Source organism: Rhizobium rhododendri (assembly GCF_007000325.2).
Classification (GTDB): domain Bacteria; phylum Pseudomonadota; class Alphaproteobacteria; order Rhizobiales; family Rhizobiaceae; genus Rhizobium; species Rhizobium rhododendri.
Map to the genome: position 1 here is coordinate 201,846 of NZ_CP117269.1, position 11,753 is coordinate 213,598.

The 11,753-nt window shown below is 53.0% G+C and carries 5 protein-coding genes and 4 pseudogenes; 8 read left to right on the top strand and 1 reads right to left on the bottom strand.

Annotation, left to right across the window (positions count from 1 at the left end; genetic code table 11):
* The first annotated feature begins 635 nt into the window (after positions 1-635).
* The 7 genes and pseudogenes from PR018_RS25865 (at position 636) to ltrA (PR018_RS25895) (ending at position 9,695) form a co-directional block, all read left to right on the top strand.
* Positions 636-1,256, top strand: coding sequence for a RolB family protein (locus tag PR018_RS25865; protein ID WP_142832595.1), 621 nt, complete (start codon positions 636-638; stop codon positions 1,254-1,256).
* Positions 1,257-2,473: 1,217 nt separating this feature from the next.
* Positions 2,474-4,018, top strand: coding sequence for a hypothetical protein (locus PR018_RS25870; protein ID WP_142832612.1), 1,545 nt, complete (start codon positions 2,474-2,476; stop codon positions 4,016-4,018).
* Between the two features lie 518 nt (positions 4,019-4,536).
* Positions 4,537-5,228 (top strand): annotated as a pseudogene (locus tag PR018_RS25875) (transposase family protein); the annotation flags it as partial.
* A gap of 649 nt (positions 5,229-5,877) precedes the next feature.
* Complete coding sequence (ltrA, locus tag PR018_RS25880) at positions 5,878-7,407, top strand: group II intron reverse transcriptase/maturase (protein WP_244617042.1); 1,530 nt, start codon at positions 5,878-5,880, stop codon at positions 7,405-7,407.
* 40 nt (positions 7,408-7,447) lie between these two features.
* Positions 7,448-7,807 (top strand): annotated as a pseudogene (locus PR018_RS28630) (hypothetical protein); the annotation flags it as partial.
* Positions 7,765-7,905, top strand: a pseudogene (locus PR018_RS25890) (IS3 family transposase); the annotation flags it as partial. The pseudogenes PR018_RS28630 and PR018_RS25890, both read left to right, overlap by 43 nt.
* A 545-nt stretch (positions 7,906-8,450) precedes the next feature.
* Positions 8,451-9,695 carry a group II intron reverse transcriptase/maturase gene (gene ltrA, locus PR018_RS25895; RefSeq protein ID WP_142832568.1) on the top strand — a complete coding sequence of 415 codons (1,245 nt, stop codon included), beginning with the start codon at positions 8,451-8,453 and terminating at the stop codon, positions 9,693-9,695.
* A 222-nt stretch (positions 9,696-9,917) separates the two neighbouring features.
* On the opposite strand, the gene PR018_RS25900 is transcribed toward ltrA (PR018_RS25895), so the two are convergent.
* On the bottom strand, positions 9,918-10,556 hold the full coding sequence (locus tag PR018_RS25900; protein ID WP_161991044.1) for a transposase: 639 nt from the start codon (positions 10,554-10,556) through the stop codon (positions 9,918-9,920).
* A 174-nt stretch (positions 10,557-10,730) separates the two neighbouring features.
* On the opposite strand from PR018_RS25900, the pseudogene istA reads away from it, so the two are divergent.
* Positions 10,731-11,669, top strand: a pseudogene (gene istA / locus PR018_RS25905) (IS21 family transposase); the annotation flags it as partial.
* Positions 11,670-11,753 lie beyond the last annotated feature (84 nt).

An 11,753-nucleotide genomic window follows, 5' to 3' on the forward strand; every position in this document is an offset into this window, starting at 1 on the left:
GGACCGTCATTTCAAACATTATTTCCTTTTCACCATGACCCCAACCCACCAAGAGGGTCGAAGAGGCTCCGTGGCGCTGATCAGATCGTAGGTCGACAGATCTTTTCCGATATAATTCGCCATCGCACTTCAGGAATGGTAATATTAATGACCGCCTTAAGTCACATAGCTCTCGTTATGAATATATATATTAATAATCGTGCCCGCAATTATTGAAATTGTTTGTCATTCCTTTGAATAGTCCCAATCACTCCTTGATTTTCGCTGATTGGAGTAATCGCGGCACATTTGTGACTTTACTAGGGGCGGCCGAATCTGTTCACATCGTGGCACGTTTGATTTAAACCTTTTGTCAAAGGGCGGTGCTGACGCTTTCAATAAAACCCGACACACTACCGGCTCTGTCACCGAAAATTGACAAATCATCGATGACACCTGGTCCCACAAGAATCTAAAGTCCGCTGAGCCATTGTCAATTAAGGCGGCGATGCGTGAAAATAGGGAGATGATTGCTATAGTACCATAGGAAAGATATACGGCTCCGTTATCTTTACGAATTGCCAACAAGGGCGTCAGCGCTTCTATAAATTCGAGCATGAACCGTAGTGCTATCTCAAGGCATTTAGTACCTTACTATGGCGGTACCTAGATGGGCGGTTCGTGACCTGACTCAAATTCTGAATGCTCAGGAACTCTCACTTCGCTTGGAGCAGGCCCGTAACGATTTCCGGACCACTGTAGGATCAGTCTGCTACTTCAACCCTTCGATACGTACTCCCGGTCAATCTGACGATGAATACATAATTACCGATCAATCTTTGACTTACGTGTATGCTGATCAAGCGACTGCTCAAAGATGCGCTATGAACCGCCTTCTACCCTCTAGTTCAAGCAACTTCGGCGCTGCGGCAACGGCCATACCCCCGTGGCTGTTAGATCCGCGGCGGTTGAACCGCCTGCTGCAAGAGGGTACTGACCAAGGGGGCCTGGTCAATTACTATGAGGGCCCACATAAAAACGCTTTTTTCCTCGCCATCATGCGAAGCAACATATTTGTACGCCCTGGGGCTGATGAGATAAATGGCGTATCTTACGACTTCTTTGCGAGAGGTGGCAACTACACCGACGGAGGAGAGGATGAAGATGAAGATGAAGATGAAGATGAAGATGAAGAAGTCCAGGACCGGGAGTTTCGGTTGGGTGACCTAGTCAGTTATCCGATCATTGCCTGGGGCTCATGTCCGCGTTCTGCTTAATCAACGGTCCGGATGACGTGCGACGCTCTTACGTGTGTTATGCTAAATAAATGGTTGATAACCATATTTCCGTTGAAATTTTAAATGAAAAGTGTCTGTCGCAATTTAATATATGTCAACTGTGTCTTTCTTTAGAGAATGTTGTAAAAATATTATGTCGAATAATATTACGTTACTGTTCCCATATATGTTATATAGTTGAAATTTTAAATCATTCATCTCCCATATGATTCTCCATAATACGTCTTCACCATGAAGCTGGCACTCGACATCATTTAGGCCATTGGCATTTTTAGATAAATTAAACTGCATCAACGTGGATTGAAAAATGAGTCTAATCCAATTGTCAGATTGAGCTAGAGGCTACACTGATTGGGTCCTCTATGTGTTTAGTCCCAACATTTCACAGCTTAGGCTTTGAATGAAGATTTCTGGCTTTTATCGTTGAGTTGGCGGATGACTCGGACGGTGTTTTGAAACGTAGCGCTTTGAGCCGCTTTGCGTAGTGGTTGGCGCGTAGCCAGTCCCGGACATGACAGAAACAGCGGCTCATTAATTTCTTGAGTTCACACAGAGAAAGACAAATTTTGCGATAACATCTGACTTTTAGCGTCTGTCATAGGAAATTAGTATCATGGGGAGCCCCACCTAAAAGTTGGCTCAGTTCCAATTTTCAACATGTGGGGTTTGTGATTGTGATGATTGGTGCGGTTACAGTGATACAGCTCATATCTGTCACGCCGTCCGGTCATCAATTTCGCCCGCCCATTTTGACTTCAGAGAGCCAATGGATTTGGAATTAGGTACGGTTGCTGGGCGGTTTGGCATTACGTGCAAAAGTCGATGAAGACTTTAACCACGCACGCGTTTTGTGGGCCAAACGAAGTGATACTCGTTGAATTTAAGAGGTCTGGCCTTATTTTCAAACTCTACCGCATTAAGATCTGGATCGATTCGATTGTTTTTATATGTGCCCATTGTCATATTTTTTTGATAACTAAACAAGCTGTGCAAAGCTTCTCTTCTCTGACATCCTCGGAAATATGTAAGTATAATTTAATATTGAAAAATCGCTTCATATCACTGCTATTCGACATTGAAGTCAGTTTTTTTGCAGGACGAATGCCTCTGAGAGTGCTCTCGCTGATCAAGTACTCCTGGGAAAGCAAGCCAGTCTGCTGCATAAGCCCTGGGTTCAGAGACTGACAAAGTCATGGATGTGCGGCGGAAGCTATTCATACATAACCGTAGAAGCTGATCCTGGCCAAGAACTAGAGGTCATCAATGGCTACAGTTTGGCAGGCGATGAGCCAAGCCGGAAAAGCGTGCTTGCTTCTGTGATAGGGGGGGCGGCTGATGAATTTCCGAGCAATCTGAAAGATGCAATCGACATCCTCACCAAGACGTATCCTCCCGAAAAAACCGTGGTCAGATTGGTTGACCGTGTAGATCCTGAAGCTGGTAGCAGTGACCTTAAGGTGCAGGAAACGGGACAAAACCGGAAGGTGATGGATGAGTGGAAATCCATTCTGAACAATATGTCGCCCCCGCAACGCGCCATGTTGGTTGCCTGGAACCGGGTAGAGCGCGACACGGTTCTGGATCGCATCACGAAGCTGCCCTACCTGCCGAATGTCGCTGCGACTTATCTGAATGCCAATATTTCCTGTATAAAAAGACAGGAAATGCGTTGGCGTGAAGGCGTCCAAATGGGAATCTGGGAGAGAATAATCTTCTGGATTTGGATGCTGGTGATGCAACTCGGTGTTATCGTCCCCGATACTGTTTCCGTTTTCCTCGGAGCAGTCATTGCTGTGTTCCGTTCGGGACCGATCAGATTGCAAAATCAGCTCATGGCAATCGCGATATTGGATTTTCCCTGGGCGGATGAAAGGCTTGCGCGCTTCATCATCCTGCAGCGCTTCCTTGGTATTCTTCCAACGATTTTGTTCGGTATCTCCGCCCTGGCAGATTCAGGTTTCCGACGGACAGCTTTCAAAGGTGTGAGCAATATATCCTGGAAAGCAGTTATCTGCATCCTCTGGCAAGTCCTGATGCACAACTGGAAAAATCTGTACGATTTATATTATTCCAAGCGTTTAAGGGCGTTGAGGCTGTCGAGCCTCGAAAAGTCAGAGATTGTTGAATGTCAAGTTAGTCTGTCACGTTCCAACGCTCTCATCTATGCCGAGTTTGAGATTTACCAACTCGGAAACCGATTCGGAGCGCAGACGAGTTATTATAAGCAGGATCATGAGGATGTGGCAAAAGGTCTGCATTGGATTGCTCATACAGAGACAAAAGAAGCCGTCCAAAGGAATTTCGCCGGCAAGTTTTCAATTTTAATTGCGGTCATTGCCATTGGCAGTATGATTTGCACATCAGCCTTTCCAGTCGATCCCTACGCCGGCCTTGTTGCGATTGCTTATTTTGGTCCCTTGACCATCAGAACTGCGGTTGATGTTTGGGGTCCATCCCAAAGCCTTGAAGATCTTTTGCGCCTGTTCACCATCACTGCTGGGCCAACATTTCCGAGCACCCTCTTGATGGTCGTCAATTTGATTTATTGGATTATCACCAGAGAGGCGTTGTTCGTTGGCTTTTTGAACATAAAATTCGCCATCACATTCGCAGTTCTGGTTTATCTCAGCCTCTACCCTAAACTTTGGGGGGAGGGATTTTTGTACGTAGGGCTTGCTTGTCAAAAATACGGATCCCGGGTTACGGGAAAATCCTCTGGAAAAAATAATGTAATTCCATGAGGATGAAATATGTATTTCAGTTTTGTATTAAATAAAGATTAATTCTCGTATTCCTCCTTAAAGGTGCTATCTGAAATCCGAAAACATCTTTTGGTTTGATCCGAAAACCGGATTCCACTTTTTCCCGACGAACACTAAGTTGGCTCTCGAGCATTAAAACGTGCGGACCCACGTTTCATAGATATCGTGCGCGTCGTAAATTCTTATCCAACTCCAAATCGACACATGTCGTCGATGTCGCGGACTGTTTGTTTTTTCTTCAACATCGCGGTGTTGAGAATTGTTTGGTTGACAGGATATATACCGATGTCAGATCCGTGCATCCGTGCATCCGTGCATCCGTGCATCCGTGCATCCGTGCATCCGTGCATCCGTGCATCCGTGCATCCGTGCATCCGTGCATCCGTGCATCCGTGCATCCGTGCATCCGTGCATCCGTGCATCCGTGCATTAGAGGTGGCTCGGGAAATCTGCACAGCAGGGATAAGAAGTGGATTTTCTGCCTAACTTTGGATTCGATGCTAGGAACAGGAGATACCATGACAAGACGACCGCGCCGGAACCAAAGCCCGCCTTTCAAGGCAGAAGTCGCGCTCGGCGCCATTCGGAGCGAGCAAACACTGGTGGAATTATCCAGCAGTTTGACGTCCACGCCAACCAGATAAGTGGAAGGGCCAACTCCTTGAGGAGGCGATAGATGCTTTGGCGAAGAAACGGAGGCTGGACCAGCAGGTCCAACCGTCGACGTGAAAACGCCGCGCGCCAAAATAAGCGAACTGAAACTGGAAAAAGTCTTTTTAGCCTGAGCGCTCGACAAGGCGGGATTGGTGGGCGGAAAGAAATGATCGACCTCGAGCATAAGTTGTCGGTCGCGCCAGGCGAAGCTTCTCGGCTTCAGCCCTAGCACAGTCTATTATGTACTTTCTGCAGTGCCTGACGGTTATCTTGCCCTGATGCGCCGGATTGACGAGTTGCATCTCGACTACCTCTTTGCCGGAAGTCGGATGTGTCGCAAGGGCTCTTAAGAGGAAAAGAGCTCGAAGCTGGGCGGCTGGATGTAGGCACGCTGATGAAGAAGATGGGCATCAAGGCAAACGACCGTTGCCCGAACACCTCCTAACCTGCGCCAGGTCGCAAGATTTATCCCTGCCTCCTGCGAAAGTTGGCGGTCACCCGGCCCAACCAGGTTCGGGCAATGGACATAACGTATGGTGCGCCTCGCCCCAGTTGGGGAGGCATATGACTGGAATGCAAAGAGAAAGGAGGATGCGAAGAATTGCCTGCCCTCTGCTGTAAGGGGGCATGAGCCCAAGCGGCGGTGACCTGCCGTCAACTGGCAGGGTGACGTAGCCCGCAGGTAAAGGGGATTGAGGCGAAGCCGTTACGCCGAGATGGTTCCCGAGGCTGAAGTATTGGAAGGCTGAGGAACACGAACCGGTTAACCCGCATCTGAGGGCTGAAAGGTCGCCTTCGCCTACACGGCTTAACAGGCGAAATGCTGATGAAGCTGCCGGACACGTAAGTCGGCGGCATCCGAATGCGGTCGTATATGTAGGTCGCCCGTATGGGGTCATGAGGAGAATGCAGCCAGACCATGACATCGGCATCGACTTGCGGAACGCAAGGGAAAAGACTGCGACCGGCAGCCTCACCAATACGCAGACGTCCAGCATATGAACGAGGGAAGGCATGATGGAATGACAACGATGTTCTGCGTCGCAAGGGAGTTGACCCTGATGTCCATCATGTTGGCGGAGTTCTCGTAGTAGTCCGCGGCAGGGAAAGCCTGCCACATGGCGAAGGGGAACAGTTCAAACTGCTTGAAGTGCAAACTATCTGACCAAGAGAGGTGAAGACCTTTGATAATCAGCGAAATGCAGCACAAGCTCGCAACATGGGCCGAGAGCGATCCAAACCGAAGGTTTGATCGGCTTCTTCGGCTGATTGCCAATCGGGAATGGCTTGCCGAGGCCGCCCGGATGGTTCTTGCGTCAAGTGGCGCACGAACGCCGGGTATCGACGGAATGGATAAGCAACGACTGCAGGCCAAACTGGATCAGCATCTGGACGACCTGCGGACAAGCCTGCTGGAGGAGAGCTATCGCCCCCAGCCGGTCAAGCGCATCTATATCCCGAAATCGAACGGCAAGCTACGACCACTGGGTATTCCGACCCTGACGGATCGCATCGTTCAACGCGCCATGCTGATGGCCATGGAGCCGATCTGGGAAAGCGATTTCCATCGTTTATCCTATGGCTTCCGGCCGGAACGCAGCGTGCATCATGCCGTCCGCACCGTGAGGATACAGCTACAGGATGGAGCCGATACGACGAGGGGCCGCTGGATCATCGAAGGTGATCTGGCCAGCTACTTCGACACGGTCCACCACCGGCTGCTTCTCAGATGTGTGCGGCGACGGGTGCAGGACGGACGGTTCGTCGATCTTCTCTGGCGGTTCCTGAAGGCAGGGCACATTGATCGTGGCCTGTTTACGGCCTCCAGCGAGGGTGTTCCGCAAGGTGGCGTTCTGTCACCGCTCCTGTCCAACATCATGCTCCACGAGTTTGATATGTGGCTGGAGGCGAAATACCTGAGCGACAAGGCCCGCAAGGACCGATGGGCATGGAACTTCGGCATCAAGCAGGGTCGCCCCATTACGGTTCGTGAGAACCGGCAATGGAAACCGGCCGTTGCCTACTGCCGATACGCTGACGACTTTGTCGTGATCGTAAAAGGAACCAAGGCTCAGGCAGAGGAAATCCGCGAGGAATGCCGGGCGTTTCTGGAAGGTGAGTTGAAGTTGGCGCTGAACATGGAAAAGACCCATGTCACCCACGTCGACGACGGCTTCGTCTTTCTGGGGCACCGGATCATCCGCAAGCGAGGGGCGAATGGACGGATGTCCATCATCACGACGATACCCAAGGAAAAGGCCAAGGGGTTTGTTCGCAAGCTCACCGAAACCCTTTCCGGCAATCATAGTGTCAGCACGGTCGACATGATCGCCGGCCTAAATCGCCAATTGGTGGGATGGGCGGCGTTCTACAAGTTCACCGACTTTACGGCGTACGTCTTCCGGCGCATCGACCATGTCGTGTTCTGGAAAATGGCGCATTGGCTGGGACACAAGTACCGATCCCGCATCAAACCCTTGATGCGGAAATGGGTCAGGGTCCCGGAACCGGGCAAGGCGAAAACCTGGCTCGTGTTTGGTCGGAATGAACGCGGGAACCCCGTTGGAAAAGCGCTGAAACGGCTTGTCTCAAGCCCCAAGGCGCAATTCCGGTGGCGTAATCCGGAGGAAAATCCATACATCTTCCGGATTGAGGACCGCAGTACCGTCACATCGCACTACCATGATGTTGCTATGGCCATGGGCCAAGCTTGAATAGAGAGCCGTATGCGCTGAAAGGTGCACGTACGGTTCGGGGAGGAGAAGCGCTTCCGCGCTTCTTACTCCACTGTGCAGGGCGCGGGGCTTTGCCTATCTCTGCGACGTTGTCGACCGGTTTAGCAGGGGTCGGGATCGGGCGGCCAAAAGTGCTGTCCACACATCGTCATCGGGCGGCTTCGATTGGATGCACGCACGCAGGACTACGTGGCGCGACGCATCGCAGCAGGAAAATCGAAGCCTGAGGCTATTCGCTGCCCGCTACATCGCCCTCGAAGCCTTCGCAATCATCATGCGGCGGCACCAGGAAATCATCCACAGTCGAATTGCAGGCTTGACTCTTGGAAGGGCATCCAGAGTTCGCGGTTCACCTCCATCGAATTCACCGCTGTGTTGAAGAAGGCGGAGATCGCCATCTCGATGGATGGCAATGGTGCGTGGCGGAACAACGTGTTCGTCGAGAGGACCTGGCGTTCGATAAAATACGACGAAGTCGTGTGCTGTGAACGCCTTGTCTTAGCTTGAGACAAGAGCGGAGCTTTACCGAAGATGGGGGACGGCCCCCCGAAGTCGGCCTGCAGGGGCAGGCTTCAAACCGCCACAAGCTGCGGAGGTAAAGAGCCTTCGTGGTGAGCGTTGTTGGAAAAGGCGGAAGCTATTCCGTCAGGTGGGTCTTGAGGAGACGAACGAGAGTGAACCGCTGATGACGTGTCGTAACGTATCAAATCGACGTCGAAATCGGGATCGGGACTTCTATCCCGCGAGCAAGGGTTGGGAGATGCCTGCTGATGGCCCAACTGGCGTCCGGCATGAAGGCGGCGTGACCTCAAGACAGGCTTCGGTAAGGAACACAGGAACCTGTCGTCCCGATGCGAAGGGAGAAACCCAAGCGGTTAGTCACCGTGAGGGTCTGAGTACCGATGCGGGGCACAGGGGCGGAGATGTCCGTAGTAGGGTAGATGGTTCTGTAATGGGACCGGACCAAAGGGACATCGTCATTCGACTCTATTCAGCGGGCAACCCGATAGGGGAAGACCTCCATGGATAGGGTGAAGCCGTATCGTATCGCTAAACGCGAGGTGTGGGAAGCGTACAAGCAAGTGAAGGCCAACCAAGGGGCGGCTGGAGTGGATGGGCAATCCATCGAAGACTTCGATAAGGATCTGGGTAAGAACCTATATCGGGTCTGGAATAGGATGTCCTCAGGTAGCTACTTTCCGTCACCCGTGCGGCGCGTTGACATACCGAAAGGCGACACTGGAGGAACCCGGCCGCTCGGAATTCCGACGGTCTCTGACAGGATCGCTCAGATGGTAGTCAAGCGTCACTTGGAACCGATTCTGGAACCGGTGTTCCACCGGGACTCCTATGGATATCGGCCTGGGAAGTCAGCACACGATGCCCTGGTAAAAGCTCGGCAGCGTTGTTGGGCTTATGACTGGGTGCTCGACCTCGACATCAAGAGCTTCTTCGACGAAATCGATTGGGATCTCCTGATGCGAGCGGTGCGGCGGCACACGGACTGCCCATGGGTACTGCTCTACCTCGAACGCTGGTTGCAGGCGCCTGTGAGCATGCCAAATGGGGACTTGGTGGACCGAGAAAGAGGGACCCCGCAAGGGGCAGTGGTTAGCCCAGTGCTGGCAAATCTCTTTCTTCACTACGCGTTCGACCGCTGGATGCAGAGGGAATTCCCGAGCATCCCGTTCGAACGCTATGCAGACGACGCGATCTGCCATTGCGTGAGCAAGGAGCAGGCGCTTGAGTTGCGTCAAGCGCTGGAACGGCGGTTTGCGGAATGCCAGCTACAGCTGCACCCGCAAAAGACCAAGGTTGTCTACTGCAAGGATGCAAATCGCCCGGGAGACTACCCGGAGCGATCATTCGACTTTCTCGGCTACACATTCCGGTCGCGAATAGCGATCGGCCGCAACCACAGGCGCTTCGTCAGCTTCATTCCCGCTGTCAGCGATAACGCTGGCAAGCGAATGCGGCTCAAGGTGCGCAGGTGGCGACTGCATCTTCGGAGCGATCTTGATCTGGAGGAAATAGCCAAGTGGGTTCGCCCCGCTCTTTCTGGGTGGGTGCGCTACTACGGCCGGTTCTATCCCTCCAGGCTTCGTGAGGCACTGCGCACGATCGACGCGTTCATCGTGCGGTGGGTGTCTCGCAAATACAAACGGTTCCGGGGACATACCCTGGCGGCCTGGGAATGGTTACGCTCGCTCCGGCGACGCAACCCTAAACTGTTCGCCCATTGGACCATGGGACCTGCGGCTGGATGATGGGAGCCGGATGAATCGAGAGGTTCACGTCCGGTTCTGGGAGAGCGTGGGGCTGCGATGCCCTACGCCACTCACCTACCTCCACGCCTACAAGACCGTGGCCGGCGCCCCCTTTCATCTCTTGGCCGGCAAACGCCGGATCAGGCCTACCTCATCGCGCTGGCACGAATTGCGTAGCGGCATAATGGGGGCGGAAAATCAATTTTAGAGTATCCGTGTTGGTCAAGCTAGCGATTGCCTCCATTTTCTTCGCTGCTTTAGGAGAGCATTGGCCAAGACGATAAGTTTTCGCATGATGGCGGTTATGGCCACTTTGGGTGCTTTTCCGGAAGCTTTCAGCTGATCGTATTTTGCTTTGAGATCGGGATTGAAGCGCATGGCGACGAGGGTTGGCATGTATAAGGCGTGTCGGACATTTGCGCGTCCACAACGAATGAAAGCACGGCCTGTCCATGTGCCGGATTGCCGAGCGACGGGCGCCAGCCCGGCCAGTGAGGCCGCCTGACCTTGATCGAGCGTGCCGAGTTCCGGCATGTCGATCAGAAGCGCATAAGCGGTGATGACAGACACGCTTGGGATGGAGACAAGAATGTCAAACCGCTCGGTACGGTCCTGATCTGCCCTGATCAGCAGCATGATCTCCTTTTCGATTGCGATCATCTGGCGTTCGATCTGCCTGAGCTGTTCGGCATTTTGGCGTTTGAGAAGCGCCAGGGTCAGGTTCTTTGCTCTGTTCTTGGTCGCGGTGCGGCTTTTGACCGGCGCCTCTCGGGCAATATGCAAATCCTTGAGGTCGTTGAGAGTAACGCCTCGAACTGGTCGCGCTTCCAGTTCAAGAAGTGCTCCCATACGCGCCAGCATGGCGGCATCTGCCCAGTCGGTCTTGGCAAGTGTCGATACCGGAGCAATACTCCCCAATAGTGCCGCTTGAATCTTCCCCCGGTGCTTCGGCCGCTGGTCTTCCTGGGCGCGCGCCGGGAGACCAGCGGCGCGTCATCGTCAATACTCCTTCCGATGGTCGGAAGGGGGATATTGGTGATCAAGCTGAGGGAGACGATCATGATCCTGGATCTGCATCAGCAGGGCCTGACAGTGTCAGCTATTTCCAGAGAAACCGGCATCGATCGCAAGACGGTGCGCAAATATATAGAGCGGGGCCTCGAGGTCCCGGCTTATGGACCGAGAAAGCCTCGCGCGACGGTTATCTATCCGTTCGCTTCATACCTGCGGGAGCGTGTGAAGAGCTATCCCGGCCTCACTGGTAGTCGGTTGCTCCGAGAACTCCGGGATCGAGGTTATGCCGGCGGTTACACCACCGTCACGGACTTTCTTCGTGACGTGCGACCTGCGGCAAGTCCAGGTTTCAAAGTTCGCTTCGAGACGCCGCCTGGCGAGCAAGCCCAAGTCGATTTCGCCCAGTTCCTTGTCGTTTTCACCGACGAGCCGATGACGCCAAGAATCGTCTGGTTGTTCTCCATGGTGTTGGGTCACAGCCGCCTCATCTGGGCACGCTTCGTTATGCATCAGAACCTGCCGACCGTCTTACGTTGCCACATCGCCGCTTTCGAGGCGATTGGTGGTGCGCCGCGGGAGGTGCTCTACGACCGGATGAAGACTGCCGTTACCGGCGAACGTCAGACGGAGGGCATCATCTACAACCGTGCACTCATCGATCTCGCCCGCCCTTATGGATTCCATCCTAAGGCGTGCAGGGCCTACCGAGCCAAGACAAAAGGCAAGGTTGAGCGGCCGTTTCGGTATATCCGCGAAGACTTCTTCCTCGCTCGTTCGTACCGCAATCTCGATGACATGAACGCCCAGCTCCGGCACTGGCTCGACACCGTTGCCAATCCAAGGAAACACGCGACGACCCAGCGTGTCGTCAACAAAGCCTTCGCCGAGGAGAGGCCGTATCTGCGGCCGCTACCCCTGGCGCCGTTTAAATCCGTTCTGAAGCTGGAGCGCCGCGTATCGCGCTAAAGCCTGTCGCCGTTTTTACGATTCAATCTTCTCAAATCAGCTTATCGGTGATTCTCTTTCGCTTTGAAGGGAGGCCGT

Coding starts and splice junctions, on each gene's coding strand:
- PR018_RS25865 (WP_142832595.1), top strand. CDS start 636: ATGGCGGTACCTAGATGGGCGGTTCGTGACCTGACTCAAATTCTGAAT.
- PR018_RS25870 (WP_142832612.1), top strand. CDS start 2,474: ATGTGCGGCGGAAGCTATTCATACATAACCGTAGAAGCTGATCCTGGC.
- ltrA (WP_142832568.1), top strand. CDS start 8,451: ATGGATAGGGTGAAGCCGTATCGTATCGCTAAACGCGAGGTGTGGGAA.
- PR018_RS25900 (WP_161991044.1), bottom strand. CDS start 10,556: ATGCTGGCGCGTATGGGAGCACTTCTTGAACTGGAAGCGCGACCAGTT.